This window comes from Azospirillum cavernae, assembly GCF_003590795.1.
Taxonomy (GTDB): Bacteria; Pseudomonadota; Alphaproteobacteria; order Azospirillales; family Azospirillaceae; genus Azospirillum; species Azospirillum cavernae.
The window spans coordinates 226,568-253,538 of the sequence record NZ_QYUL01000005.1 but is presented as its reverse complement, the minus strand read 5'-3'; the positions used below and the strand labels follow the sequence as shown (position 1 = coordinate 253,538).

21 protein-coding genes are annotated in these 26,971 nt (G+C 67.3%); 10 read left to right on the top strand and 11 right to left on the bottom strand.

Going from position 1 to position 26,971, the window contains the following annotated elements; genetic code table 11:
• The first annotated feature begins 82 nt into the window (after nt 1-82).
• From D3877_RS26525 to D3877_RS26515, 3 genes are all read left to right on the top strand, one after another.
• Nucleotides 83-877, top strand: a complete 795-nt coding sequence (locus D3877_RS26525; RefSeq protein ID WP_238475137.1) for an N-acetylmuramoyl-L-alanine amidase family protein — start codon at nt 83-85, stop codon at nt 875-877.
• A 198-nt stretch (nt 878-1,075) separates the two neighbouring features.
• Entirely contained in the window at nt 1,076-1,669 is a 594-nt protein-coding gene (locus D3877_RS26520; protein WP_119833803.1) for a BON domain-containing protein, read from the top strand.
• 18 nt (nt 1,670-1,687) lie between these two features.
• The gene (locus D3877_RS26515; protein WP_238475106.1) at nt 1,688-3,043 is read left to right on the top strand and encodes a hypothetical protein; all 1,356 of its coding nucleotides are present in this window, start codon (nt 1,688-1,690) and stop codon (nt 3,041-3,043) included.
• 53 nt (nt 3,044-3,096) lie between these two features.
• Here D3877_RS26515 and D3877_RS26510 read toward each other — a convergent pair whose 3' ends face one another.
• Nucleotides 3,097-3,690: a TetR/AcrR family transcriptional regulator gene (locus D3877_RS26510; RefSeq protein ID WP_119833802.1), complete on the bottom strand. Its 594-nt coding sequence runs from the start codon at nt 3,688-3,690 to the stop codon at nt 3,097-3,099.
• A gap of 164 nt (nt 3,691-3,854) precedes the next feature.
• On the opposite strand from D3877_RS26510, the gene D3877_RS26505 reads away from it, so the two are divergent.
• From D3877_RS26505 to D3877_RS26475, 7 genes are all read left to right on the top strand, one after another.
• On the top strand, nt 3,855-4,616 hold the full coding sequence (locus D3877_RS26505) for an SDR family oxidoreductase (protein WP_119833801.1): 762 nt from the start codon (nt 3,855-3,857) through the stop codon (nt 4,614-4,616).
• Between the two features lie 37 nt (nt 4,617-4,653).
• On the top strand, nt 4,654-5,844 hold the full coding sequence (locus D3877_RS26500) for an acetyl-CoA C-acyltransferase (protein WP_119833800.1): 1,191 nt from the start codon (nt 4,654-4,656) through the stop codon (nt 5,842-5,844).
• Nucleotides 5,845-5,971: 127 nt separating this feature from the next.
• On the top strand, nt 5,972-6,994 hold the full coding sequence (locus D3877_RS26495) for a LysR family transcriptional regulator (RefSeq protein ID WP_119833799.1): 1,023 nt from the start codon (nt 5,972-5,974) through the stop codon (nt 6,992-6,994).
• Between the two features lie 150 nt (nt 6,995-7,144).
• On the top strand, nt 7,145-7,987 hold the full coding sequence (locus D3877_RS26490) for an alpha/beta hydrolase (protein ID WP_119833798.1): 843 nt from the start codon (nt 7,145-7,147) through the stop codon (nt 7,985-7,987).
• Between the two features lie 24 nt (nt 7,988-8,011).
• Nucleotides 8,012-9,211 carry an efflux RND transporter periplasmic adaptor subunit gene (locus tag D3877_RS26485; RefSeq protein ID WP_119833797.1) on the top strand — a complete coding sequence of 400 codons (1,200 nt, stop codon included), beginning with the start codon at nt 8,012-8,014 and terminating at the stop codon, nt 9,209-9,211.
• Between the two features lie 42 nt (nt 9,212-9,253).
• Complete coding sequence (locus tag D3877_RS26480) at nt 9,254-12,451, top strand: efflux RND transporter permease subunit (RefSeq protein ID WP_119833796.1); 3,198 nt, start codon at nt 9,254-9,256, stop codon at nt 12,449-12,451.
• A 112-nt stretch (nt 12,452-12,563) separates the two neighbouring features.
• On the top strand, nt 12,564-13,088 hold the full coding sequence (locus D3877_RS26475; protein ID WP_119833795.1) for an arsenate reductase ArsC: 525 nt from the start codon (nt 12,564-12,566) through the stop codon (nt 13,086-13,088).
• A 39-nt stretch (nt 13,089-13,127) separates the two neighbouring features.
• Here the strand turns inward: D3877_RS26475 and D3877_RS26470 are convergent, their stop codons facing one another.
• The 10 genes from D3877_RS26470 to D3877_RS26425 all read right to left on the bottom strand — a co-directional run bounded on the left by D3877_RS26470 (nt 13,128) and on the right by D3877_RS26425 (nt 26,964).
• On the bottom strand, nt 13,128-14,150 hold the full coding sequence (locus D3877_RS26470) for a YcjF family protein (RefSeq protein ID WP_119833794.1): 1,023 nt from the start codon (nt 14,148-14,150) through the stop codon (nt 13,128-13,130).
• On the bottom strand, nt 14,147-15,523 hold the full coding sequence (locus D3877_RS26465; protein WP_238475105.1) for a YcjX family GTP-binding protein: 1,377 nt from the start codon (nt 15,521-15,523) through the stop codon (nt 14,147-14,149). Before D3877_RS26465 ends, D3877_RS26470 begins: the two co-directional genes overlap by 4 nt.
• Nucleotides 15,524-15,600: 77 nt before the next feature.
• On the bottom strand, nt 15,601-16,053 hold the full coding sequence (locus D3877_RS26460) for a hypothetical protein (protein WP_238475104.1): 453 nt from the start codon (nt 16,051-16,053) through the stop codon (nt 15,601-15,603).
• 63 nt (nt 16,054-16,116) lie between these two features.
• Nucleotides 16,117-17,496, bottom strand: a complete 1,380-nt coding sequence (pelG, locus tag D3877_RS26455; protein WP_119833792.1) for an exopolysaccharide Pel transporter PelG — start codon at nt 17,494-17,496, stop codon at nt 16,117-16,119.
• Nucleotides 17,496-19,085: a GT4 family glycosyltransferase PelF gene (pelF, locus tag D3877_RS26450; RefSeq protein WP_119833791.1), complete on the bottom strand. Its 1,590-nt coding sequence runs from the start codon at nt 19,083-19,085 to the stop codon at nt 17,496-17,498. The genes pelG and pelF overlap by 1 nt, the downstream gene beginning before the upstream one ends.
• Complete coding sequence (locus D3877_RS26445; RefSeq protein WP_119833790.1) at nt 19,082-20,233, bottom strand: tetratricopeptide repeat protein; 1,152 nt, start codon at nt 20,231-20,233, stop codon at nt 19,082-19,084. Before D3877_RS26445 ends, pelF begins: the two co-directional genes overlap by 4 nt.
• Before the next feature lie 31 nt (nt 20,234-20,264).
• Nucleotides 20,265-21,665 (bottom strand): GAF domain-containing protein, encoded by a 1,401-nt coding sequence (locus D3877_RS26440; protein ID WP_119833789.1) that lies wholly within the window; start codon nt 21,663-21,665, stop codon nt 20,265-20,267.
• Between the two features lie 22 nt (nt 21,666-21,687).
• A complete protein-coding gene (locus D3877_RS26435; protein ID WP_238475103.1) occupies nt 21,688-22,278 on the bottom strand; it encodes a GNA1162 family protein in 591 nt (196 codons plus the stop codon).
• 50 nt (nt 22,279-22,328) lie between these two features.
• On the bottom strand, nt 22,329-23,903 hold the full coding sequence (locus D3877_RS26430) for a tetratricopeptide repeat protein (protein ID WP_238475102.1): 1,575 nt from the start codon (nt 23,901-23,903) through the stop codon (nt 22,329-22,331).
• Nucleotides 23,884-26,964 (bottom strand): tetratricopeptide repeat protein, encoded by a 3,081-nt coding sequence (locus D3877_RS26425; protein WP_119833786.1) that lies wholly within the window; start codon nt 26,962-26,964, stop codon nt 23,884-23,886. The genes D3877_RS26430 and D3877_RS26425 overlap by 20 nt, the downstream gene beginning before the upstream one ends.
• Between the last annotated feature and the right edge of the window lie 7 nt (nt 26,965-26,971).

The window sequence follows — 26,971 nt, the reverse complement described above, 5'->3', positions numbered from 1 at the left end:
GACGCGGCGTCGCTTGACGATCCTGCTGTGAGACGGTGCTTGAACAATGGACCGCAGACGGTTGTTGAGACTGGCCTTGAGCGTGCCTGTGGCGGCGCGGGCCGGGCTGCTTGCGTCTTCCATGGCTATGGCCGCCGACCCCAAGAGCGCCGCCAAGCCGTCCACGCCTGCACGCGATCGACGGCCCGCCCGCCCTCGGCTTGTCATGCTGGATCCCGGCCATGGCGGGGCGGACCCCGGCGCCATCGGCACGCATGGAACCCAGGAAAAGGACGTCACGCTGGACATCGCGCGCGAGGTCGCCCGCCTGCTGGCTGACCGTCACCGAATCACCGCGCGCCTCACCCGCAACGACGACCGTTTTCTCGCCTTGGACGAGCGCGTCGCCCTGACTCGCAAATCCGAGGCCGACCTGTTCGTTTCAATCCACGCCGACAGCGCCCCCAACGCCGACGCGCGCGGCCTGTCCGCCTACACCCTGTCCAGCAAGGCGTCGGACGGCTTCGCCTCCCGCCTCGCCCAACAGGAAAACCGGGCCGACCGTTTCGGTGGGCTGGACATGAAGGGCAGCAAACAGGTGGTCAAGGACATCCTGCTCGACCTGACCGCCCGCCACACCCGCAACGCGTCGCTGTTCGCCCGGCAAACGCTGGTGCGGGGCGTCGCCAAGGATCTCCGCTTGCTGGAAAACCCGATGCGCGCGGCCAATTTCGCGGTGCTGAAGGCGCCCGACGTTCCGTCCCTGCTGGTTGAAACCGGCTTTCTGTCCAACCCGAAAGACGAAGAGATTTTGCGCGACGCCGAGGCGCGGCGCCGGGTCGCCCGCGTGTTGGCCCGGGAGATCGCCGCCGTGCTGTCCAACCGCAGCTTCGCCTGACTCCTTCCCCGCTTTTCCCTTCGCAGCCGCAGCAACTGCAACATCCGTGCATCACTTCAGGAGAAATCGACGATGACCCGAAAATCATCACAGATTCCCCATTGCCAACCCTCTCCCAGCGTGACTTTTTCGCGCCGCTTGCTCTGTCAATCGGGGACAGCGCACGCCGGTGGGGGAACCGGCAGGGGGAGGCGCACTGTGACAGGTTTAAGCCGCTTTGCGGCGCTGGTGGGGCTGGCTCTGGCTGCGGGCGGGGCTTTGTCCGGCTGCGCGCCGCTGGTCATTGGCGGGGTTGGCGGCGCGGCCATGGCCGCGTCGGAGCATCGTGGGATTAAGGGCTTCGCCTCCGACACCGAAATCCGCGCCTCAATCAATCATCTCTGGTTCCAGCACAACATCAACTTGGCGTCTGGCCTTGGTTTGACGGTCGATCACGGTCGAGTCCTGCTGACCGGGCGTGTGCCGAACGCGCAAAGCCGACTGGACGCCGTCCGTCTGGCGTGGCAGGCCGAAGGGGTCAAAGAGGTCATCAACGAAATTCAGATCAACGACGGCGGCGGCATTCTCGACAGCGCCAGCGACACCTGGATTTCGACCCAACTGCGCACAAAAATCACCATCGACGGCGACATCCACAGTCAAAATTACAGCATCGATACGGTCGATGGCGTCGTCTATCTGATGGGAACGGCGACCACCCAGGCCGAATTGGACCGGGTGATCGAACATGCCCGGTCCGTCGCCAACGTCCAACGCGTTGTCAATTACGTCCGTCTTATCTCCAGCCTTTGAGATCGAAACCACATCGCCATGGCCTCCGCCTTCGCCCGTATGACCACGCTCTTCCGCTGCGCATTGTTTGTCCTCGTCACGCTGGTCTTGGCGGCGATGGCGACCGGCGGGGCCATGGCGCAGGAATCCGGACCGGCGAACCGGATGTTCGTTCAGGCTCTGCAACTGATTAAGCAAGCCGACAACAGCCTCGACGTCGCCGAGGAATCACGCCTTCTGAAAGACGCCGACAAGCTGTTCAACGAGATCGTCACCAAATACCCCGACAGCGCGCTGGCGGTGCAACTCGTCACCAACCAGTTCGTTGGCGATTTCGATTTCTATGATTTCCGCGCCCGCATCCGCGCCATGGTCTGCAACGAGCCGCTGGCCAGCCTGTGTTTCCTGCACCGGATCGGCGAGATGCTGCCGCCGGTGGAAACCCCCATCGCCGCCGCCCGGTGGGATTGGCTGTCGCTGGCCGTCGCCTATCACCAGATCGGCGACACGGGACGCGCCAAGGAAATCGTCGCCCCCTTCGTCAGCGCCGTCCGGCGCGGCGGGGTCGCCGACAGTTCGGGCCAGGATCTCTTCGTCGCCCGCGCCTTGACCCTGATGGGACAGACCCAACTGGCGTTGGACATCACCCGGCAGATCGCCGATTGCTCGACCCGGATCTACAACCTCGCCGACATCGCCAAGGCCGCCGCGTGGCGGGGCGATCTGGGATTGACCAACGCGCTGGCCGAGGAGGCCAAAAACTTCGCGACCTCGCGCGGTTGCTCGTGGGAGTTGGGGCTGGTCGCGCAAACCCTGCTGCGCGCCGGGAAAGAGGCGCAGGCCCGCACCCTGTTTCTGAACATTGTGGAAACCCAATTCTCCAAATTCAAGGAAACGCGGGGCGAGTGCTGCCCGCCGGAATTGGCCGTGGCGGCGGCGGAGATGGGCGACGCCGCGTTGGCGCTGTCGCTGCTGCGCACCGTGCAGGATGAAAACCCCTGGACCATCCCGGCGGTGCTGGGCCGCATGGCCCGCCGTGGCGAGGGCGCGCCCGCGCTGGCCTACGCCGAGCAGGTGGCCGACACCGACATCCGGGGGGAGGCTTACGCCGAACTGATCGAAGCGGCGTTGAAACGCGGCGACCCAACCACCGCCAATGACCTGATGAAACGGCTGAGCAAGCTGGCCGATGACGCCGCCGGTCGCCGCCCCGGCCTTCTGGCGCAAAGGGCCAAGGCGGAAAAGGCGCTCTACAACGACGACCGTTGGCGCCGCAGTTTCCAACTGGCGATCAACGCGGCGGAGAAATCCAGCAACTTCGTCCGCCGCGATATCGGCGCGCCGCTGCTGGCCGCCCTGGTCCGCATCGAAACCGGACACCCCATGTTGGATTGAGGGGCTGGATTGAGGGGCTGGATTGAGCGGCTGGATTGAGGGGCTGGGGGCGGTTACGCCCCACCGCCGATCAACCCTTCCAATTGCCCGCGCAGCCCGGTCAAAATCGCCTGTGACAGCGCCGGATCGGTCTGGGCGGTGGCGCGGGCCAGCGCCACGCCGCCGACCAGCGCGGACACAATCGTCACAGCGCGGGCGTTGCGCTCCGCCTCCGGCGCGACCGATGGCGGCAAGCGGTCGCGCACGACCGCGACGAACCGTTCGACCCCGCTGGTGAAGCGCGCCTGCACGGCGGGATCCTGCCGCCCGGCCTCGGTGGCGAAGGCCGGCATCGGGCAACCGGCGTCGGGCCGGTCACGGTGCAGTTCCGACAAGTAGCGGTCGAGGAAGGCGGCCAGCGGCCCGTTGGCGGTCGCCTCGTCCTGGGCCAGCCGGTTTAAGCTCTCTTGAAACGCGGCGTCGCACGCCTCGGCGGCCAGCGCGTCTTTGGACGCGAAATGGCCGTAGAAGCCGCCATGGGTCAGACCGGCGGCCTTGGTGATTTCCGCCACCCCCACCTTGTCAAAGCCGCGTTCGCGGAACAGCCGCCCCGCCGCCGTGACGATGGCCGCGCGGTGTTCCGCCGCCTTTTCCTTGGAAACCTTCACGCCCCGCCCTCCACGCAACGCAGACGCGCGTCGAGCGACGGCGTCCGCGTTTATTCATGATTGTCATCATCAAAAAATCATTCATGATGATCGTCATCATAAACCGCGCCCGACCAAACAGCAACCGCGCTGCCTCGGTCGGGCTTTGAACAGGAAGCAGAGCAATGACGGACATGACGGGTGGCGTGGCCTTGGTGACAGGCGGAACCTCGGGCATCGGGCGGGCGACCGCGTTGGCCTTCGCCAAGGCCGGGGCCACCGTGATCGTCACCGGACGGCGCGAGGCCGAAGGCCAGGAAACCGTGGCGTTGATCGAGCAGGCGGGTGGAAGCGGTCGGGGCGTGTTCCTGCGCGCCGATCTGTCCGATTCCGCCGATGTCGCGGCCCTCTTCGCCCGGATCGAACAGGATTTCGGCCGCCTGGATTTCGCCTTCAACAACGCGGGCGTCCACAGCGCCAGCCCGTTGGCCGGGGCCAGCGAAGAGGAATTCGACCGCATCATGGCCACCAACGTGAAGGCCGTGTGGCTATGCCTGAAGCATGAGGTCGCCATCATGCAGCGCCAGGGCAAGGGGGCCATCGTCTCCACCGGCTCCGTCCTCGGCCAGATCGGGTTGGCGGGCAACAGCGTCTATTCCGCCAGCAAGGCGGCGGTGGAGGGCATGAGCCGCAGCGCCGCCATCGAGGTCGCCAAATCCGGCGTTCGGATCAACACCGTCTGCCCGGCGATCATTCAGACGCCGATGGCCCAAGGCTCCTTCGGCGGAGCGGCGGCGGTGGACGCCGCGCTGGGGCCGCTTCACCCCATCGGGCGGGTCGGGCGTCCCGAAGAGATCGCCGCCGCTGTGGTCTGGCTCTGCTCCGACGCCGCGTCCTTCGTCACCGGCCAGTCGATCAACGTCGATGGCGGCCTGACGGCGCAGTGACGTCCTGTCCATCCCCCAACTGGAAAGACCAAACGCCATGAACCCGTCCGATCCTGTCGTCATCGTCGCCGCCGCCCGCACCCCGCTTGGCCGCTTCCAGGGGGATTTGTCCGGCTTGACCGCCCCGGCGCTGGGCGCGCACGCCGTCCGGGCGGCGCTGAGCCGATCCGGCCTGTCCGCCGACCGCATCGACGAGGTTTTGCTGGGCTGCGTGCTTCCCGCCGGTCAAGGGCAGGCGCCCGCCCGGCAGGCGGCGCGCGGGGCGGGGCTGCCGGACGCCACCGGGGCGACCACCATCAACAAGGTCTGCGGATCGGGGATGAAGGCGACGATGCTCGCCCATGATCTGATCCGCGCCGGATCCGCCGACATCGCGCTGGCGGGCGGCATGGAAAGCATGTCGAACGCGCCCTATCTGCTGGCCAAGGCGCGCGGCGGCTACCGGGTCGGGCATGACCGCCTGTTCGACCACATGATGCTCGACGGGTTGGAGGACGCCTATGAAGGCGGTCGCCCGATGGGCGATTTCGGCGAGGCCACCGCCGCGCGTTACGGCTTCACCCGCGCCGACCAGGATTCTTACGCCATCGAAACCCTGACCCGCGCCCGCGCGGCGATTGAAAGCGGCGCGTTCGTCGATGAAATCGCCCCGATCACCGTGGCCGCCAAGGGCGGCGACCGGCTGATCGCCCAGGACGAGCACCCGCTGAAACTGTCGGCGGACAAGATCCCCACCCTGAAACCGGCCTTCCGCCGCGACGGAACCATCACGGCGGCCAGCTCCTCGGCCAACGCCGACGGGGCGGCGGCGCTGATCCTCACCCGCCGCTCGTTGGCCGAGCGCGAGGGGTTGCCGATCCTCGCCACCATCCTTGGCCACGCCACCCACAGCCAGGATCCGGCCTGGTTCACCACCGCGCCGATTCCGGCGATCCGCAAGCTGTTGGATCGGGTGGGCTGGTCGGTCGCCGACGTCGATCTGTTCGAGATCAACGAGGCGTTTGCCGTCGTCGCCATGGCCGCCCAACGCGATTTGGGCATCCCGGCCAGCGCGTTGAACGTGAATGGCGGGGCCTGCGCGCTGGGGCATCCCATTGGGGCGACCGGGGCGCGGTTGATCGTCACCCTGCTGCACGCGCTGGCCGCGCGCGGCTTGCGGCGCGGCGTCGCCTCTCTCTGCATCGGCGGCGGCGAGGCCACGGCCATCGCGGTCGAACGTCCAGCCTGACGGCGGGGGGAGGCAAGAAATCCCGACGGCGACCATCGACAAAGGCCTCTGTGGGGCCTAGATAACCGCCCACAGCGGTCCGCTGCCGGTTTTGCGGCGGTCTTGCCACACAGTCGATGGACGGACCATGGACAAACTGCACGCGATGCGCGTTTTCGTCCGCGTCGTCGAGACCAACAGCTTCACCCGCGCGGCGGAAACGCTGGGACTGCCGCGCGCGTCGGTGACGACGACCATCCAGAATCTGGAAGCGGCGCTGGGAACCCGCCTGTTGCAGCGGACCACGCGCAAGCTGAACCTGACGCTGGACGGCGCCGCCTATCTGGAGGGGGCGACCCGCATCCTGTCCGACCTGGAGGAGGTCGAATCCTCCTTCACCAGCACGCGCAAGGCCCCGCGCGGGCGGTTGCGGGTGGACATGTCCGGCTCCATCGGGCGGTTGCTGCTGATTCCGGCGCTTCCTGAATTCCATGCGAAATACCCCGACATCGAAATCATGATCGGGTTGAGCGACCGTCCCATCGACCTGATCCAAGAGGGCGTCGATTGCGTGCTGCGCGCCGGGGATTTGCAGGATTCCAGCTTGATCGGGCGGCGGGTCGGGGCCTTTCGCCCGATCACCTGCGCCAGCCCGGACTACCTCGCCCGCCACGGCCTGCCGACGACTCTGGAGGATTTGGAGCGGCACACCGCCGTCAACTACTTCACCCGCACCGGCAAGCTCTATGGCCTGCACTTTGAACGCGACGGCGAAAGCCTGGAGGTCGCCATGAAGGGCAAGGTGTCGGTCAACGACGCCGACGCCTATGTGACTTGTGGGGTGGAGGGGCTGGGCATCGTCCAACCGGCGCGCTTCATGGCCCTGCCGCATCTGCGCGACGGCGCTTTGATCGAGATCCTGAGCGATTGGCGTCCGCCGCTGGTGCCGATTTCGGCGCTTTACCCGCACAACCGCCATCTGTCGCCCAAGGTCCGCGTTTTCGTCGATTGGGTGGCGGAGCTGTTCGAGCGCTGCCCGCTGATGCAGGGCGAGGACATCCTTCCAGACTGCGGCGAGAAATTGGGCAAGCGCGCCAAACCCGCCCGCAAGGCCGCCGCCCCGCCCAACGTGCTGGAGGACGCGGCGGACTCCAACCTGTGCGTGGTTTGATCTGGCCCCCTCCCGATGTGTCCCCCTGACCGGGTGATTGTTCGTCCAATCCGAATTGTGTTGGCTTCAACCCGCTGTTTATCGTGATCCCGCCGCCGCCCACACTCCACCGCGTTGCAATGCGGAAGGGGCGCTGGGCGCCAAGGGAACATGGATCGGTCATCGCGTCAGCCACACAGCGTCACACACCCCGCCCCCTGCCCGCTCGTCGTCGATGACCGGACCATCGTCGGGCACGCGCAGGACATCCGGCTGCGGCTTTACCGCCCGTTGATCGGGCTGGCGGTTCCGGCCCTGCTCTATCTGCACGGCGGTGGTTTCACCGGCGGATCGCTGGAGGACGCGGAGACCGCCGCCTCGATGATCGCCGAGACCATTCCGGCGCTGGTCGTGTCGGTCGGTTATTCGCTGGCCCCGCGACACCCCTTCCCCACCGCCGCCCACGACGCCCACCGCGCCGCCCTGTGGACACAGGACGCCGCGCAGGAACTGGGCGTCACCGGCGCGCTGGGCGTGGCCGGGCATGACGCGGGCGGCCATGTCGCCGCGTCCTTGACCTTTCTGGCCCGCGATCTGGGCGAGGTCGCCATCGCAGCTCAAGTGTTGCTCGGCCCCATGCTGGATCCCAGCATGACCCGCGCCAGCCAAACCACCATCCGCGAGGCCCAGGCGATGGGCGGCGAGGAGGCCGTCGCCTCCTGCGCCAAATGCTACCGCGCGTATTTGCCCGAGGCGTCGCAACGGCTGCACCCCTACGCCGCCCCGTTGGAATCCCGCCGTCTGGCCAATCTGCCGCCCGCTTTGATCGTCACCGCGCAGAACGACGTGTTGCGGATCGAGGCGGAACATTACGCCGCCAACCTGATCGCGGCGGGGGTGCCGACCGAGGTCACGCGCTTTCCCGCCATTTCCAACCGCGCCTTGCCGAACCACCGCCCGGCCCTGCTGGCCGCCGCCGATTTCTTGCGTCGCCGCCTGACCGCAGCCGCTTAACCGTCTTTTTTCCGGGAGCTTGTCATGCCCATCCTGTCCCGCCCGAAACTGGTCCTTCTGCTGGCGGCCAGCGCCGCCACCGCTGCCGCCGTCGTCGTCGGCGGTGGCGGCCTGTCGATCAACCAGAGCCGCGCTGACGCGCCATCATCCGCCGCCGCTCCGCCGCCGCCCGAGGTGGACGTCGCCCCCGTCGTCGCCCGGCAAATCACCGATTGGCAAACCTATTCCGGGCGGCTGGAAGCGGTGGAGCGGGTGGAGATCCGCCCGCAGGTGTCCGGCGCCGTCGTCGCCGTGCATTTCCGCAACGGCGCGTTGGTCAAGCAGGGCGAAATCCTGTTCACCATCGACCCGCGCCCCTATCAGGCCGAAGTCGCGCGGGCCGAGGCGCAGATCGCCGCCGCGCAAGCCCAACTGCGCTTCACCACCGCCGATTTCGACCGCGCCCAACGCCTGATTCAGAACGCCACCATCTCCCGCCAGTCGCTCGACGAAAAGGACAACGCCGCGCGCGCGGCGGCGGCCAACCTGAAGGCGGCGCAAGCGGCGTTGGAGATCGCCCGCCTCAACCTGGACCACACCCAGGTGACGGCCCCGGTGTCGGGCCGGGTGTCGCGGGCCGAGGCGACGGTGGGCAATCTGGTCGCGGCGGGCGCGGCGGCGGCCCCCTTGACGATTTTGGTGTCGGTCTCGCCGATTTACGCCGCCTTCGACGTGGACGAGCAGACCTATCTGCGCCACATCGCCAACGTGAAGGACGCCGCCAACGTGCCGGTTCAGCTTGGCCTGGCCAGCGAGAGCGGCTATTCGCGCCAGGGCGTGGTCGAGCATGTCGACAACCGGCTGGACGCGGCGTCCGGCACCATCCGCGTCCGCGCCACCTTTGACAATTCCGATGGGCTGCTGGTTCCCGGCCTGTTCGCCCGCGTCAAGGTTGGCGGCAGCGCCCCGCACGACGCGCTGATGGTGGAGGACCGCGCCATCAACACCGACCAGGACAAGAAATTCGTCCTGGTCGTCGGCGCCGACGACCGCGTGCAGTACCGCCCCATCACCTTGGGCGCGCTGCAAAGCGGCCTGCGGGTGGTGACGGGCGGCCTTTCGGCGGGGGAGCGCGTCATCGTCAACGGCACCCAGCACGCCCGCCCCGGATCCCGCGTCGCCCCGCGCGCGGTGGCGATGGACAGCAAGGCCGCCGAAACCATTCAAACCGCCGCCAAGCCCTAAGCGCTCCACAGATTTGAGCCGCCGCCCGTCGGAGAGCCGCACATGAACATCTCAAAATTCTTCATTGATCGCCCGATCTTCGCGGGCGTTCTGTCGGTGGCGCTGTTTCTGGCGGGGGCGATCTCGCTGTTCCAGTTGCCGATTTCCGAATACCCGGAGGTGGTTCCCCCCTCCGTCGTCGTCCGCGCCCAGTTCCCCGGCGCGAACCCCAAGGTCATCGCCGAAACCGTCGCCTCGCCGTTGGAGGAGCAGATCAACGGCGTTGAGAACATGCTTTACATGCAGTCGCAGGCCAACAGCGACGGCAACATGGCGCTGACCGTCACCTTCAAGCTGGGAACCGACCCGGACAAGGCCCAGCAACTGGTGCAAAACCGGGTGTCGCAGGCCCTGCCCCGCCTGCCGTCCGACGTGCAGCGGCTGGGGGTGACGACGGTCAAAAGCTCCCCCACCCTGACCATGGTGGTGCATCTGCTGTCGCCCAACGACCGCTACGACATGACCTATCTGCGCAACTACGCCCTGTTGAACGTCAAGGACCGGCTGGGCCGGATTCCCGGCGTCGGCGAGGTGCAATTGTGGGGTTCGGGCGATTACGCCATGCGGGTGTGGCTCGACCCGAACAAGGTGGCGCAGCGCGGCCTGACCGCCACCGACGTGGTGGCGGCGATCCGCGAGCAGAACATCCAGGTCGCGGCGGGCGTCATCGGCGCGTCGCCCACCCTGCCCGACGTGCCGCTGCAACTGTCGATCAACGCGCGCGGCCGCCTGAGAACCGCCGAGGAGTTCGGCGAGGTGGTCTTGAAGACCAGCCCCGACGGCGGCGTGACCTATCTGCGCGACGTGGCGCGGGTCGAGCTGTCCGCCGCGCAATATGGCCTGCGCTCTCTGTTGGACAACAAACCGGCGGTCGCCATGGCGATCAGCCAGGCCCCCGGCGCCAACGCGCTGGCGATTTCCGACCAGGTCCGCGTGACGATGGCGGAACTGAAGGCCGACATGCCCGATGGCGTCGATTTCAGCATCGTCTATGACCCGACCCAATTCGTCCGCTCCAGCATCGAGGCGGTGATCCACACCCTGTTGGAAGCCATCGCGCTGGTGGTTCTGGTGGTGATCGTCTTCCTTCAGACATGGCGGGCCTCGATCATCCCCTTGCTGGCCGTGCCGATCTCCATCGTCGGCACCTTTTCGCTGATGCTGGGGTTGGGCTATTCGATCAACGCGCTGTCGCTGTTCGGCATGGTGCTGGCCATCGGCATCGTGGTGGACGACGCCATCGTCGTGGTGGAAAACGTCGAACGCAACATCGAGTCCGGCCTGTCGGCCAAGGAGGCCACCTACCGCGCCATGCAGGAGGTCAGCGGGCCGATCATCGCCATCGCCCTGACTCTGGTCGCCGTCTTCGTGCCGTTGGCGGCGATGTCCGGCCTGTCGGGCGAGTTTTACAAGCAGTTCGCGATGACCATCGCGATTTCGACGGTGATTTCCGCCTTCAACTCGCTGACCCTGTCGCCCGCGCTGGCGGCGGTGCTGCTGCGCGGCCATGACCAGCCGCAGGATTGGCTGACCCGCGCGATGAACCGGGTGTTCGGCGGCTTCTTCCGTCTGTTCAACCGGGTGTTCCACCGCGCCTCCACCGGCTATGGCCGGGGCGTCGGCGGGGTGGTGCGCCGCAAGGGCGTGATGATGGTCCTGTACGCCGGGCTGCTTGGCCTGACGGTGTTTCTGGGGCAGGCGGTGCCGATGGGCTTCGTTCCGGCGCAGGACAAGGAGTATCTCATCAGCTTCGCCCAGCTTCCCAACGGGGCCTCGCTCGACCGGACCGAAGCGGTGATCCGCCAGATGACCGACATCGCCTTGAGCCGCCCCGGCGTGCAAAGCGCCGTCGCCTTCCCCGGCCTGTCGGTCAACGGCTTCACCAACAGTTCCAGCGCCGGCATCGTCTTCGTCACGCTGAAGCCCTTCGCCGAGCGTCATGATCCGTCCCTGTCGGCGCTGGCCATCGCCGGTGATCTGCAAAAGCGTTACGCCGGGCTGAAAGAGGCCTTCGTCGCCATTTTCCCGCCGCCGCCGGTGCTGGGGCTTGGCACGCTGGGCGGCTTCAAGATGCAGTTGGAGGACCGGGGCGCGCTGGGGTATGAGGCGCTGAACGCGGCGGTCGGCGCCTTCGTCAAGCAGGCGATGCAAACGCCGGAGCTGGGGCCGAGCTTTTCCAGCTATCAGATCAACGTGCCGCAGTTGGACGTCGATCTCGACCGGGTGAAGGCCAAACAGCAGGGCGTGGCGGTCGGCGACGTGTTCGACACCATGCAGATTTATTTGGGGTCGCTCTACGTCAACGACTTCAACAATTTTGGCCGCGTCTATCAGGTGCGCGTGCAGGCCGACGCGCCGTTCCGCGCCGAATCCGCCGACATCGGTTTGCTGAAGACCCGCAACGCCCAAGGGGCGATGGTGCCGCTGTCCTCGCTGGTGACGGTCAACCAAAGCTACGGGCCGGAAATGGTGGTGCGCTACAACGGCTACACCGCCGCCGACATCAACGGCGGCCCGGCGCCCGGTTTCTCCTCCGGCCAAGCCCAGGCGGCGGCGGAGCGGATCGCGGCGGAAACCCTGCCGCGCGGCGTCCGGTTCGAGTGGACCGACCTGACCTATCAGCAAATCCTGGCGGGCAATTCGGCGCTGTGGATCTTCCCCATCAGCATCCTGCTCGTCTTCCTGGTGCTGGCGGCCCAGTATGAAAGCCTGACCCTGCCGCTGGCCATTCTGCTGATCGTGCCGATGAGCCTGATGTCGGCGCTGGCCGGGGTGTGGTTGACCGGCGGCGACAACAACATCTTCACCCAGATCGGCTTCATGGTGCTGGTCGGGCTGTCGGCCAAGAACGCCATCCTGATCGTCGAGTTCGCCCGCGAGTTGGAGCATCAGGGCCGCAGCGCCGTCCAGGCCGCCATCGAGGCCAGCCGTTTGCGGCTGCGCCCGATCCTGATGACCTCCTTCGCCTTCATCATGGGCGTGGTGCCGCTGGTGACGTCGACCGGGGCCGGGTCGGAAATGCGGCACGCCATGGGCGTCGCCGTGTTCTTCGGGATGCTGGGCGTCACCCTGTTCGGTTTGATCCTGACGCCGGTCTTCTATGTGCTGCTCCGCCACATGGTGGGCAGCCACCGCCGGGCGCCGGTGGGCGCGGCGCTGCCGTTTGCCGGGGAACCCGCGCCGGGCTATGGCGACGACTGATACAATGCAAGACAACTGACACAAAAGCTTGATTTGAGAAGGGGCCAGCGGGCGCGGCAGGATGCCGCCGCCCGCCCGTGCCTTGCGGCGGGTCTGATTGGGGGGATGGGCCATGTCCGAGAAAGTTTACAACGTCCTTTTCGTCTGCACCCACAATTCGGCGCGCAGCATCATGGCGGAATGCCTGATGCGCCGCTGGGGGGCCGGACGCTTCGTCGCCCATTCAGGCGGCAGCAACCCGGCGGGGCAGATCAACCCCTACACCATCGCGACGCTGGAAGCCTTCAATTACAAGACCGAGGGCCTGCGCTCCAAAAGCTGGGACGAGTTCGCCATGCCCGGCTCCCCGCCGCTGGATTTCGTCTTCACCGTCTGCGATCAGGCGGCGGGCGAGACCTGCCCGGCCTTCATCGGCGCGCCGCTGACCGCCCATTGGGGCGTCGAGGATCCCTCGGCCACCGAAGGGTCGGAAGACAAGATCCGCCGCGCCTTCCGCCGCGCCTATGTCGAGCTGGAAAGCCGCATCAAGATCTTCTCCAGCCTGCGGGTCGAGGCGCTGGACAAGCTGAGCCTGCAAAGCTCTCTGCACATGATCGGCACCGTGCGCAACCAACAGCCGGAAAACGCGGGCGCCTGACCAGGCCGGGGGTGGAGCCAGGTCGATCCGCCCCCTCCCTCACAACACCTGTTTGGGCAGCGTCAGCAATTCCTTACGGATCCGGGTCAGGCTGGGTTGGTTGTCGGGGCCGAAGGCGATGGGGCGGCACAGATGCATGGCGGTCAGCCCGACGCGCGCCGTCAGCAAGCCGTTGATGACGCCCTGCCCCATCCGGGTGGAGATCGCGGCGGCGATGGAGCCGCCCAGCGCCTCCACCGCCACATGATGGGCGCTTTCGCTCAAGCCCGCGACGGCGATGTTCGCCAGCATCCGGCGCGTCAGCCGCAGCGAGCCGAAATAGCCGGGCCGCGCCCCGTAAAGCGCGGCGATCTCGCGCACCAAATTCAGATTGCGCCACAGCACGACCGCCAGATCGAGCAGCGCCGACGGGCTGAGCGCCGTCGCCACCGCCGTGTCCCGCGCCGCCCGCAAGACGCGCTGGTAGGCGAGGCGATCCAGCGGCGTCAGCAATTCCCGGTCCAGCAAACGGACGATTTCGCCGTCGTCGTGCGCGTCGGTGACGTGGTCGCGCAGGCGGGCCAGCGCCGGTTGCAACTCGACGCGCGGGGCGTAGAGCGCGGTCAGCGCCCCAGCGAAGCGGGCGGCGGCCCCGTGATGCTGGTCAAGGCTCAAGCGTTCGGCCTCGCCACGCAGCGCCTCGATCCGCCGCAAACGGCGCAGGGCGCGTCCTTCGCCAATCAGCAAACCGACGACGGCCACGCCGGCCCCGGCCACCAGCAGCGCCGTAGCCAAGCCAAGAACGGCGCTGGCGGCGAAGGCGCGGGCCAGCAAATCCGCCGTGTCCAGCCCCACCGCCACCAGCAACAACCCGGCCACCGCCCCGACCAGCCAGCGCCCGATCCGGCGCGGCGGCGGATCAGGCCGATCCGGCAGATCGGGCGTGGTGGGGAGCGTCTCCAGCCGGTTGTCGGTCAACAGCGCCTCTTCCTCCGCCACCGGCAGCGGGGCGGCGGCGGCGAGGTCAAGCTCCATCGGCGGCGTCCAAGCCACGCCGCGCGCGCTGTGGGACTGGTCGCTCATTCCAGATAATCCCCCAGCAGGAATTGCAGCGCCTGATCGACCCGGATGTGGGGCAGGCCGCGCGGGTCGCGGCCCAGATCGGCGGGCGGGCGGAAGGGCAGGAAATTGTATGGGTGCTCGCGCCCCGGCGGGAAGGCGTCGGCGTCCTCCGGGATTTCGCCGGGGAACAGCACGGTCGGGCGGTCGCGTCCCACCGGAATTCCGCGCACGCAGCGCAGTTGCCGCCCCTCATGCTCCGCCGTCACGCTGTCGGTGCATTTCAGCGCGGCGATGGCCATGGTCTCCACCTCCGCCCCGTCGAAGCGGATGGTGGAGCGGGCGTTGCCGACCAACTGGTCGAGCAGGCCGCGCAAATGCGCGTGCTGGTGCGCGGCGATGTGGTCGGCCTTGGTGGCGGCGAAGAGAACCCGGTCGATCTTGCCGCCGAACAGCCAGTCGAACCAGCCCGAGGAGCCATGACGGAACGGCTCCAGGCTCAATTCCAGGGCGCGCTTCATGTCGGCCATGCCGAACGGCCCGGCGTTCAGCGCCCCCAACACGTCGATCAACACGATCTGGCGGTCGAGCCGCGCGAAATGATCGGCGAAGAAGCGGCGGACGACGTTGGTTTTGTACGCCTCATAGCGGGCGTCCATCAGTTCCCACAGGCTGCCGCGCCCGCAGGCGCCGCCGGGCAAGGGGCAGAAGGTCAGCAACGGCGCGTCCTTCAGGTCGCCCGGCTCGACGAAACGGCCCGGCTGGATGAGGCTGAGCAGCGTGTCGGCGCGGCGGCAATCATGCAGATAATCGGTGTAGAGCGCCGCGCCGCGCCGGGCGTCGTCTTCCGCCGCCGGGGCCGCTGGGTCGATGTCGCCCAGCCAGCCGCGCCACAGCGCCGACAGCCGGTCGCGCGGCGGTTGGGCGGCCAGTTCCAGCGTCAAGGCGCTCCATTCGGCGAAGCTCAGGCGCAGCAGCGGCAGGTCGAGCAGCCATTCGCCGGGGTAATCGACGATGTCGAGGTTGAGCGTCGCCATCGGCTGCACCGTGCGGATCAAGGCCGATCCGGGCCGGTAGCGCAGAGAAACGCGCAATTGGCCGATGCCCCTCGTCGTCTCCGGCCAGCGCGGTTCCGGGCCGGTCAGCGCCGCCAGATGCCCTTCCACGTCAAAGCGTGGCACGTCGGGATCGGGCTGCGGACGCAGGCGCGACGCCTGGAAGCGGCCCGTGGACACCACGTCCAGAAAGGGCAACCGCCCCGCCTTCAGAAGATTGTCCACCAGGGCGGTGACGAACACCGTCTTGCCCGACCGGCGCAGGCCGGTGACGCCCAGACGGACGTTGGTCTCCATCAGGGCGCCGACGTCGAAAACATTGCTCAGATCGGGAAAACGCACGGTCGCCGCTCAATCACCGGACAGGGGAATCGCCCCTATATGGGGATGGTTTCCGGCAATCCCAGGGTTGTCCCCGCTTACACCGGCGGAATGTAGTTCGGCATCAATTTCGCCTGATCGCCGACATACACCGAACAACGCGCGTCCTGGTCGAGGAAGAAATAGACCTTGCCGGGCTGCCGCTTGTTCTGCGGATCCTCCAGATTGGCCCCGCCGGAAAAGGCGACGCCATAACGCCGCCCTGGCGTCACCGCCCAATAATAGCCGTCGCTCATCTGCTGGAAGGTTCCCGCCATGCAGGCCTGAGTCAGCGTCTTGTCGTAGGCCGCCAGACCGTCCAGCCCCTTGGGCAGTTTGTAAACGGCGCGGGCGGGGGCGTAGAGGATGCGCGGCGCATAGGTCCGGGGCGGCAGGGAGCGGTAGAGGGAATGCCGGGTGGTCGGCGGCCAATCGGTCTGAGGGATGTCGTCGGCGAACGCCGCGCCCAAGGGAAGCCCCGCCGCCAGCAGCGCGACAACGACCCCAACCAACGCCCGCGACATCCCACCCTCTTCCCAACGTGACCAAGGACGCATGTTACCACATTGACATGGTCAACGCACGGACGGGTTGTTGGCGACGAAGGCGAAATAGGGCAGACGGCGCACCGCGTCGGCCACCATCAGATAGGCGACGACGAAGGCGAACAGGGAGCTGAGGAAATAGCCGTAGCCGTACCAGGCGAACCCCATGTCGCTGAACAGCAGGGTGAAACCGACATTCGCCGCCAGATAGATCAGTTGAACCACCAAATTCCGACGCCGCAGATCGAAATAGGCCAGAATCACCGTGCAAAACAGGAACATCGACTGGAAAAACGCCCCCAACGCGCCGAAGCGAAACATGCCGATCTGCTGGTAATGCAGCCCCAGCGTCCCGATGATGGCGGGGGCGGTGAAGATGGTGACGGCGCACACCGCCCCTTGCAGGATGACCAGATTGCGGCAGCTTTCCAGCAACGCCGCAATGATGGAGCGGTGGTTGCGGGCGATCTGGTCGTAGGTCGCATGCTGTTGGATGTCGCGATAGAAACCTTGGTAATGCTCGAAAAAGCGGGTTTCGATGTTCACGGTGAACAGGGTCAGGGCGGGCAGGATGGTCAAATAGGCCACGAACATGGCGCTGTCATATTCGGTGTAGATCACCATCGCGCCGGAGATGATTTCCCGTTCCGGCACGAACCACATGACCCATTTGTCCGACCAGACGGCCAGATTGGCGACCAGACCGATCAACGCCAGATCCCAATATTTTGGGAAATAGGACAAGAAGGCGAAGAGCCGGGCCACCTTGTAGGGGTATTCGGCGAACACCCGCGCGATCAACCCGAACTGGATCCCGGCCAACCCCAGCGAGAACCCCCACACCATCCCCGCCGGGCCGTACAGACTGCCGAACAGCGCCGTCGTCGCGATGCCGACCAGCATGCCGACGCCAAAGGCGGTGGTGACGGACACATAATCCTTCAGCGCCGACAGGAAGATCGACACCACCCAGATGCCGCAAACCAGAAAGAAATTGACCAACCCGCCCAGCATGATCGGCGTCGGCAGATCGCTGAAAAACAGATAAAACGGCCCGGCGGTCAGCGCGGCGATGGCGTAGGCCAAACCCAGCGTCGCCAGCAGCATGCCGGGCGCCGCGTCCACCTCCTTGGAATAGATGGCGTCGGCCAGATAGCGGGTGGCGACCAGCACCAACGGCCCGGTGAAGACCACCGAGAAACAGAAATTGTAGATGACGACGACGCGGAACAGGGCCAGTTCCTCCAGCCCCACCATGTCGCGCCCGACAAAATTGATCCCGGCCAGCGCCAGGATGGTGAACATCCACGGGCCGGAGGTGATGAAGGCCGAATGGGCGTAGCCTTGCAGCACCCCCAGCAGATCGTCGCGCCGCGCCAGCTTGCGGAGCGCGAAGCCAATGCCCGCCATCAGTCGATCCCCGTTTGGTAATTGTCCGTCCCGCGAAAATTCGGGTCGAACAGGGTGGGCCGGTCGGGCTTGGCGATGTGCTCGTCATAGATGGCGCGATAGATGCGGTCGATCTCCACCTTGTCGTAATAGCGGGCGACCCGCTTGGCGATGGCCTCGCCGCATTTCTCCCGCCATGGCCGGTCGAGCAGCAGGGCGCGCAATTCCCGCGCCGTGTCCAGCGGGCTGGCCAGGGGGGTGATCGCCCCGCCCGCCCCCAGCGGCGGATCCTCGTCGGGCCGCCCCAGCAACAGTTCAGAGCAGGATCCCACGTCGGTCGCCACACTCGGCACGCCCGACGCGCCCGCTTCCAGAATGACCAGCGGTTGCGCCTCGCTGACGCTGGTCAGGGCGATGGCGTCCACCCGGCCCAGCCAGTCGGTCAGCTTGACCCGCCCGGCGAAGATCACCGTGTCTTCCAGCCCCAGATGCTTGACGATGGTTTTGCATTCCTCGACATAGCCAGGATCCTCCTCCAACGGCCCCAGGATCATCGCCTTCACGTCGGGGATGTCCTCGCGCAGGATTCCGGCGGCGCGGATGTAGGTCTTCACGTCCTTGATCGGCACGACGCGCCCGATCAACGCGATGGTCGGCGGGCGGTTGGCCTCCTCGCGCTTCACCTTGGAATAGCCGTCATAATCAATGCCGTTCGGCACCACCTTCAATTTTGCCGGATCGGCCCCCTGGCGGCGCTGGAATTCCTGATTGCCGCCGTACAAGGTGACGATCTTGTCGCAGGCGTCGTAACAGGCTTTGGAGTAGCTGGCGAAGGTGTCGAGCCACAAATCCCGCAAATCGCGCTTCTTCTTGTCGAGCGCCAGCGAGGTGTCCGCGCCCTCGAACAGCCATTCGGCCATCAGAATTTCGATGCGCCGTTCGTTGGTGTAGATGCCATGCTCGGTCAACACCGCCGGGCGTCCGGTTTCCAGCGCGGCGCGCGATGCGAACAACCCGGCGTAGCCGGTGGAAATGGCGTGGTAGATTTTGCAGCGGGGCATCGGCGCCAGCATGGTGGCGAACAGGCCGCTCATCAGCGCCCGCGATCCCCAAAAATACTCCAGAAAGGACGCGTCGGGCAGCGCCGCCCGGCACATCCGCACCACCATGTGAAAGGATTCTTCGGAGTTCAGCAGGATCCGCCGCCCAGCCCGTCCGCGCGACTTGTGGATCAGGCGGGCGACGTCGGCCACCTCGGCCAACCCGCCGCCCTGCTGCAAGCGGCGCAAGGGATGCTCCATCGCCGCCAGAAAGCCCTTGATCCCCGGCATCCAGCGCCAGCCGGGGGCCGGATCCTGCAAATAGACATGGGTCAGGCCGGTGACGTTGCCCGGCAGCTCATAGGCCAGCTTGCGGGCGTTGCGGTCGGCCACCAGCGCCACGACGTGAAAGGTCAGATCGGCGTGCGATTTGATGAGATCGTGCGTCCAGGTCGACACGCCGCCCGCGACATAGGGGTAGGATCCCTCCATGAGCAGACAGACGTCGGCCAGCGGCGCCGCCTCCCCTTCCGGCAAGGTGGGCTTGGAAGAGCTTTGCGCCGCGCTCATGCCGCCACGCTCAACGGGGCGTCGGACTCCGCGTCCTCGTCGTCGCGCCACAGGGCGAAAACGTCGCGCAGGGCGTCGGGCAGCGGCACATCCTTGCCCAACTGGTCGGGGCGGCGCTGCGGCAGCGCGCGCAGGTCGGCGTAACGCCCCAACCGGAACAGGCTTTCGGCGTACCAGAACAGAATGCGGCGGTCGGCGGCGCGGTCGATCAACGGCTCCAACCGCATCGCCGCTTCCTCCGCCAGCCCGCAGCGCAACAGCAGACGACCAAGATCATGGCGGATGTCGTCGTCGTCGGGGGCCAGTTCCAGGCAGCGGCGGTAGCCGTCCAGCGCCTTGTCGCGGATTTCCGCCTCGCGGTTGGCGTCGAGCAGGCCGCAAAAGGCGTAATCGTCCAGATGCCGAGCCAGTTCCGCGCGGGTCGGCACGTTGTCGGGGTTGGAATTCACCGCGTTGTCCAGGCTTTGCCAGCGTCCGTTGAACTCATGCTCCACCCGCGCCGTCGCCGTGGCGGCCTGAACGCGAACGGACGGGTCGGCGTCGCCCAGCCCGGCTTTCAGGGCCGGGGTGAAGGCGGGGCGGAAATGGCGGGCGACCAGGGCGATGACCGCCTGTTTTTGCTGCGGCGTGCCGACCGACATCACGTCGGTGAAGGATTCCCCCGCCGCCAGATGGGCGGTTTCCCGGCCCGAAACGATCAGCTCATACAGCTCCTGCGCCGGTTCGACCTCGCTTTCCGGGAACAGCGACAGATACCAATCCTGAAAGCCGGTGGCGTAGCGGCGGAACAGCGCGTGCAGCCCGGTGGTCAGCAACGTGAACAGCGGCCCCAACGGCCCCAACACCGGCGTCGTCACCAACATCAGCCCGGCCAACCGCAGATCCAAGCCGCGCCGGGCGCGGGCGCGCACCCACAGGATCAGCGCCCCGCAAATCAGCGCGTGACCGATCAAGGCGGCGGTCAACGGCGCGTGTGCGGGCCACGAAACATCACGCGGCAATGTGGGAAGCCGGGCGATCACTAGCGCCGGATTCGCCGCGCCCAGCACCAAACCGGCCTCCCCCGCCAAGGCCAGCAGCCCGGCCAGGGTCAGATCGCCGGTTCCGGCGTTGGGGGCCTCTTCCAGAACGCCGTCGGTCACGGACATGGCGCGTTCGCCCCGCTGGTCTGGCCCACCCTCATTCCCGCGCCTCAACCTTTTGCGTGGTGAAGGCGATGGGGATCCGGCTGAGGCCGCTGGGCAGGGAGGCGCGCACCGCCTTTTCCAACTTGGCCTCCACCAGCTTCGCGCCTTCCAACGGCGTGCCGGTCAGAACGACGCCGAAGGAACCGCCCTGGTTGCCAAAATCGCACGCCAGATCGGTGTCCCGCAGGCTCTCGCGCACGGCGTTGCCGATGGCGGTGGCCAGTTCCGCCCGCTGCCCGGCCGACAAGCGCGACAGGCCCGAGGGGCGGATGGTGATCGAGGTGGTCTCAAATCCCATGCGGCGGCCCAGCAGGGCGAGAAACTCCGCCTGCCGCCCGATGTAGTGCGACGAATAGAGCGAATCGTCGGTCATGATCCGCTGTTCGTTCGCCAGACTGTATTGGCGGGCCTTGGCCAGCGCGGTGCCGATCCATTCGCAGAGGATGCGGAAATTCTCCACCGTGTTGACGCTGAGATCGGTGAATCCCATGCTTTCGATCTTAATCATGCCGACGACCTCGCCGGTGTCGCTGCTGATGAGGGGACCGGCCAAAACGCCTTCGCCGTTCAGGATGCGCTCGTCCTCGATCCGGGTGACGCAGAGTTGACGTTGGCGTCCGACCACCCGCTCAAACAGGGATGACGCGTGATCGAACCAGCGGGCGTAGCCGTCCTGCTCCTCGTCCCAACCCTCGTTCGTCACCGATTCCAGAACGTCGTTGTTCAGCAGGAACAGCGAGAATTTGTCCGGCTTCATCACCGTGCGGATCAGGTCGGCGACGCCCAGCATCACCTCGCCCTCGTCCAGCTTGTCGATGGCCTTGGCCGCCTGATAGAGCGTGAAAACCGTGCGCAATTGACCGGCGACGCGGGTTTCCAGATTCTCCTTCACCGATTTCAGCGCCCGATAGGACCGGGTGATGGCCTCGGATTCCTTGCGGGCCATGGCGAGGCTGTTGCGCAGATCCTCGCGTTCGCGGATCTGCCGCATCCGCAACTCGCCAAACAGCACCCCCGCCACCAGCCACAGGATGGGGTCGCGGGTGAGCGCGTAGAGATATTGGTAGAGATCCTGGGAAATCGTCTCTTCAGGAAGATTGCCGACGCGCAGCGCCGCCGACGCGGCCAGCGCCGCCAACACCCCCTCGTTGGTGCCGTACTGGATCGCCAGCAGCAGAACCGGAATCCAGAAGGGATGCGGCTGCGTCCCCTCGAACCGCAAGCCGCCGCCCAGCGCCCAATCCACCCACAGCGCCACCGCGAAGAACAGCGCCAGCTCAATCAGCGCCACCCGGCGAAAGCCCAACAACCGACGCGGCGCGGCCTGGGGCGCGTCGTCCGCCGGTTGAGGCGTCGTTTGGGGCGTCGGTTGCGGGTTGGACGGGGCGCTCATACGGTCGGCATCTCCCTGTGAGTCACGGCGCGCCCGTGGCCTTGGCCGCCATGCCCGAATCCACCGCGTCGCGCAGGCTGTCCACCATGCGGGTCACGACGCGCTGGGCGACGTTGTTCACGCTGTCGCGGCTGAACAGGCCCCGCCCCGCCGCCGATTGACTGGACGCCCACAGAACCACGCCGTCGGACGTGCGGACCAACCGGGCGTTCAGCCCAACCACCGGCTCTTCCCGCAAGCCATGCTGGTAGCCATATTCCGAGACGCTGCCGACCAGGACCGCGTCGGCCCCCAGCGTGCGCCCGGCGGCCTGGGCGTGTGTGCCGTCCGACAGCTTTTCAGCGTCGATCTTGGCCACCGTCAACTGGTTGCGGACCCGGCTGGACTCCGCCACCTGATACACGCCCATCCCATACAACTCGGTGGACAGAAGATCGGCGGCGATCTGCCCGGCGTTGGGGTAATTGGTCAGATTCTCAAAGGGCAGCACCGCCACCGACGCGCCCATCGGCAGAACCTCGCCCGCCCGCGCGAAATCGCGGCTGGTGCTGCGGCCAACGCCGCAAGCCGCCAGCGTCGCCGCCACCAGCGCCAGCGCGATCAGCGACCGCAAGGATGATCGTGCCCTGAGCGTCCGTCCCATTCCCAACCCCTTTGGCCTCATCAATAACGCCACAACAGATACCCCCCCGCCGCGTTGACCGCGCTGGCCGTGCCGCGCGCGGTGGATCGGGCGTGGCTGGCGCGCACGCCGATCTCCAGCGCGTCGAGAGGCTCCCACGCCAAGGACACCGCCCCTTGCGGGCCGCTCTTGCCGCGCCGGTCATAGGCGTAACCGATTTGCGCGCTGTAGCGAACATAATCGGCGATCCAATCCTCAACCGAAAGCTGGAGCGCGTGAACCTCGCGCGTCGCCGCTGGTAGGGGGGCAAAGGGTTGCCCCTGCGCATTCTCCCATTGCACGCGCCGCCCGACATATTCAGCGTCCAGCAGATAGGCGACGCTGGTCAACGGCCCCTCCGGGTTCAGCACATAACGCAATGCGCCTTCCACGCTGGTGGAGCGCGCCAAATCGGCGGCGCCCGACAGCCCATAGCGGTTGTACCCCACGGCAAAACTCAGATTCCAGCGGTCGGACAAGCGTTCCTCATGCTGAACGAACAGCCGGTCGCGCCGACCGCCGTCGATGATCCCCTCCAGAAAGGCAAAGCTCGGCTCGCTCCAGATCAGGCCGACGCGGGTTTCCGAATCCTCGTCTTTCCAGGCGTGGGTCAGCCCAACGCCCAGCGCCTGTTGCGCGGCGTGGAGCGTCAGGGTGGAGCGTTCCCCCTCCGGCCAATCATGGGCGATGGCGAATTCCATGCGCTGGCGGGCGCCGTGGAAGGGGGCCGTCGCGCCGTCGCGCCGGATCGCGGCGTCCACATCGACCCGGCGGTTTTCCAGCGTGTAGGTGATGGTATTGGAGCCGGGGAGATTCATCACCCCGGTCATCCGTTGGATTCGCTGGACGTCGGCCCCGCGCACCCGTTGCCAATCACTGTCGAGCCGCGCCCGGTCGCCGTTCTCATGCAACAGCCGGGCCTTGCCGACGATCAACGAAGGGTCGTCGGGCGTCTGCGCCAACGCCGCGTCATACGCGGCGGCGGCCTCCCGCCAACGGCCCAACCGCTCTTCCGTCTGGGCCAGCAGGGCGCTGGATTGGGCGTCGCGCGGGTCGCTTTGCGCCCGGTCGCGCAGCAGGGCGCGCGCCTCGCGCGCCTGCCCGCTTTCCAACAGCGTCAAGGCGCGGAAATAATCGAGGCGTCGTTGCGCCACCCGTTCGGCCAGCGCCGCGCCTGCGGCGCGAAGGCTTTTCGCCTCCTTCGTGAAGGTCACGGCGACGCCGGAGCGATCGGCCGTCACGTCGGCGACCACGTCCGCCGCCAGCACCAGCAGCACGCTGTCATAGCCATAGAGAACGTTGTCCACCCAGCCTTGCAACCGCCCCGGCACGCTGTCCAACGCCACGCCGCCCAGCGGGCGGCTGAAGCGCAACGTCAGCTCCCGCCCGCGCCGCTCGATCTCCTCCGTCGCCACCGCCCCCGGCCAGCGCAGGACGAAGCGCGCCCGCTCCCCCTCGCGCGTGACCTCGACCTGCGCCATCGACGGCGGCGTCTGCGAGCGGCCCGGCAGAATCGGCGTGGCGGCGACCAGCAGCGCCAGCAGGGCAAAGACGCGCTTACGGGAGGCCGAGAACACGGCGCGCCTCCGGCAAACGGCCATTTTCGATGAGCAGGGAGGCGAAATCGGCCTTGAGCTGCGTGTCCTCAGGCCGCTGCTTGCGCAGCCCCTCGAACAGCGCCACGGCGTCGTCCACCTTGCCCAACCGATTCAGCAGATTGGCCTCCGTTTGCGTGACGGCGTCGTTGCGGATCTTGCCCGCTCGCAGTTGCGCCAGGGCGGTCTGGAAGAAGGGCGTGGCGGCGCTGGACCGTTTCAGCGCGGTCAGCGCCTCGCCCAGGAAATAATAGGCTTCATAATCGTCGGGCGCACGCGCGACGAAGCGGCGCAACAGCCGCTCGGCGTCCAGCAAACGGCTTTCGTCAAAGGCGAGCATCCCCAACTGGCGCAGCGCCTCGCCATCCTCGGGCCGCTGCGCCAACAGCGCGCGCCAGCATTCCGCCGAGGCCTTGCGCTCCCGGCTCTGTTCGGCCAAGCGGGCGAAGCGGCGCAGGCGCTCGGGATCCTGTTCCGTGGCGACGGCGGAACGGACCGCCTCGGCCAGTTCCTTGCCCTTGCCGTCGGCGGCCAACGCCTCAATGTAGGGGACCTTCAATGCGGCGACGGTCGGGCCGCCATTCGGCCCCAGCCGGGCCGTCACTCGCCCCGCCCCGCCCAACTCGGCCAGCAGCCCGTACCATCCGGCCTGATCGGCGGGCGTCGCCGCCGCGCGCGCGCGCTCCTCGATCCAGTTCAGCGCCGCCGCCTTCGGGCGCGGCCCCCAGAGGAAGGCCAGTTGTTTGGCGTCCTCGCTTTTCGGCCCCTGCCCGGTCGCCAATTGGCGCAGGATCCGCTCAGCCCCCGGCTTGTCGCGCAGATCGAGCAAGGCGAACACCACGGCCCGGCGCTCAATCAGCGGCAGCCGCGTGTCGGTCCCGCGCGCCAGCAGATAGCGGCGCAACTCCGCCTTGCGGCCAAGCTTGCCCAACGCCTCCCGGTACAGGGAATCCCATGGGCCGGTCAGGCTGCCGTCCGCAAGCTGTTTCAGCACCGGCAAAGCGCGGTCAGGACCGGCGGACTCGAGCAGCAGGAAGGCGCGCTGCTCGCGCCCGGCGGTGTCCAGCGCCGGATCGGTCAATTGCTGTTCCAGCAGATCGGCGAGGTCGGCCAGCGCCCCCGCCTGCCGCGCCGCGTCGGCGTAGGCGAACAGCCATTCGCCCCCCAGACGCTGCGCCCGCTGACGCAGGACCGGCAAGGCCGCCCGGAACGCCTTGTGATCGAGCAGCGTGTAAACCAACGCCTGTTCGTCCGCGTCGGACAAACCGCCACGCGCCAGCTTGGCCGATAGAAAGTTGGTCAACTCCTCCACCCGTCCCGTCGCGTCCAGCGCGGCGAGATAGGCGTTTTCCACCTCCGCCCCGATGGCGGCCCCCAGTTCGGCCTGAAGCGGCAACAGGATGGTCAGATGCGGCAGCGCGTCCGCCGCGCGCCCGGCGGCCAACAGGGCCGCCGCCAAGGCGAAGCGGCTGCGCGCCGTCGGGGCCATGGCGAAGACCCGCTCCGCCGCCTTCAGCGCCAACGGGACCGCGCCACGCTCCACCGCGCTGGACGCGATGTCCTGCAACAGCCCGGCGTCGAGCTTGGGGTGGCTGTCCAGCCACGCCGCGACCGTCGGCGGATCCCCGGCCCGCGCCGCCAGCCGCGCCCAGCCCAGATCCGCCGCCATCGATGGCGCCGCGCGCCGCCGCGCCTCGAACCACGCCACGCCCGCCGCCGCCCGGTCCAGGTCGAGGAACAGCGCGCCCAGCTCGTCCAGCAGATCGTCGGCGACGCCGTCGGCCAAGGGCAGGCGGTCGAATCCCGCCGCCGCCGCGTCCCGCCGCCCGGCGCGGTCGAGGATGCGCACCGCCGCCAAACGCTCGGGCAGGGATTGCCCGGCGTCGGCCACGCCGCGCTCGGCCCAGCGGATCGCGGCGGCGGTGTCGCCCCGGCCCAGCGCGATGTTGGCGGCCAAAATCGGGCGATCCTCCAGAAAACCGTCGCCCAACTCGCCGACCAAACGATCCAGAAACGCGCGGTCACGGTCGCGGTAAGCGAGATCGGCCAAGCCCGCCAGCAGCCAATCGGGAACCAGCCGCAAATCCCGCCCGCCCGCCGTGGCGAAGGCGGCCCGCTCCAACCCCGCGTTCATCTGCAAGGCGAGCAGACGGCCAAAGGACGAATCATCCACCGGCCCGGGCAGGGCGTTCAAGCGCGCCTGCGCCTCGGCGATCCGCCCGGTGGCGACTTGCAGGTCGATGAAGGTCAGTTCCAACGCCAGCGCGTGATCGGGCTTGGCGACTTGCGGTTCGATCAGCCGCAGCCCCAGATCGGGGCGACCGGCGGCGGCAAGCTGGCTCGCCAGACCGATCATGTCCGGCACTTTGGGATCCTCCCCCAGCCAGCGCTGGGCGCGCTGGAAGGCGTCCGGCTCCCGATCCAGGTCGATCAGCAAGCTCATCAACAATTCGCGGCTGTCGGCCTCGATGTTGCCCTTGGCGCGGTCGTCGGCCTTCGTCAACCAATCCACAGCCCCGGCGTGATCGCCTTGCGCGGCCAACAGCACCGCCAAATCCTGCTGGGTCTGAAAATCGTCGGCGCGCAGCTCACAATAGCGGGTCAGCGCCTCCGCCTGAATGTCCAGCCGTCCCTGGAACCCGGCGAGATAGGCCAACTCGCGGTAGGTTTCGTCGTTGCCGCGCAGCCGGGCCAACTCCCGCAGATTGTCGAGATAGTCGCCCTGACGCTGGGCGTCCTGGTACAGGCGACTGAGCAGCTCACGGCCATCGACGGATTTCGGCTCCTTGGCGACAAAGCGCTCCATCAGGGCGATGGCCTTGTCGACCTCGCCGTCGGCCAGATGCAGCTTGGTCAGGGGCATCACCGTGGCGGCGCTGTGGTCGCCGTTGGCGAAGCGCTCCTCATACTCCGCGCGCGCGCTTTCAAAATCGCTGTCGCGGAATTTCTGCAAGGCCAACTCCGCCCCGCGCGGAATCAGCAGCAGGCTGGCGCCGACGCCGACCGCAAGAATCAAAAACGCAACCAGGAGATTGATTGGCATGGCGATT

Excerpts from the sequence above, each read along its gene's own strand:
- D3877_RS26515 (WP_238475106.1), top strand. The coding sequence starts at position 1,688 with ATGGCCTCCGCCTTCGCCCGTATGACCACGCTCTTCCGCTGCGCATTG.
- D3877_RS26505 (WP_119833801.1), top strand. The coding sequence starts at position 3,855 with ATGACGGACATGACGGGTGGCGTGGCCTTGGTGACAGGCGGAACCTCG.
- D3877_RS26500 (WP_119833800.1), top strand. The coding sequence starts at position 4,654 with ATGAACCCGTCCGATCCTGTCGTCATCGTCGCCGCCGCCCGCACCCCG.
- D3877_RS26495 (WP_119833799.1), top strand. The coding sequence starts at position 5,972 with ATGGACAAACTGCACGCGATGCGCGTTTTCGTCCGCGTCGTCGAGACC.
- D3877_RS26490 (WP_119833798.1), top strand. The coding sequence starts at position 7,145 with ATGGATCGGTCATCGCGTCAGCCACACAGCGTCACACACCCCGCCCCC.
- D3877_RS26485 (WP_119833797.1), top strand. The coding sequence starts at position 8,012 with ATGCCCATCCTGTCCCGCCCGAAACTGGTCCTTCTGCTGGCGGCCAGC.
- D3877_RS26480 (WP_119833796.1), top strand. The coding sequence starts at position 9,254 with ATGAACATCTCAAAATTCTTCATTGATCGCCCGATCTTCGCGGGCGTT.
- D3877_RS26475 (WP_119833795.1), top strand. The coding sequence starts at position 12,564 with ATGTCCGAGAAAGTTTACAACGTCCTTTTCGTCTGCACCCACAATTCG.
- D3877_RS26470 (WP_119833794.1), bottom strand. The coding sequence starts at position 14,150 with ATGAGCGACCAGTCCCACAGCGCGCGCGGCGTGGCTTGGACGCCGCCG.
- pelG (WP_119833792.1), bottom strand. The coding sequence starts at position 17,496 with ATGGCGGGCATTGGCTTCGCGCTCCGCAAGCTGGCGCGGCGCGACGAT.
- pelF (WP_119833791.1), bottom strand. The coding sequence starts at position 19,085 with ATGAGCGCGGCGCAAAGCTCTTCCAAGCCCACCTTGCCGGAAGGGGAG.
- D3877_RS26445 (WP_119833790.1), bottom strand. The coding sequence starts at position 20,233 with ATGTCCGTGACCGACGGCGTTCTGGAAGAGGCCCCCAACGCCGGAACC.
- D3877_RS26440 (WP_119833789.1), bottom strand. The coding sequence starts at position 21,665 with ATGAGCGCCCCGTCCAACCCGCAACCGACGCCCCAAACGACGCCTCAA.
- D3877_RS26425 (WP_119833786.1), bottom strand. The coding sequence starts at position 26,964 with ATGCCAATCAATCTCCTGGTTGCGTTTTTGATTCTTGCGGTCGGCGTC.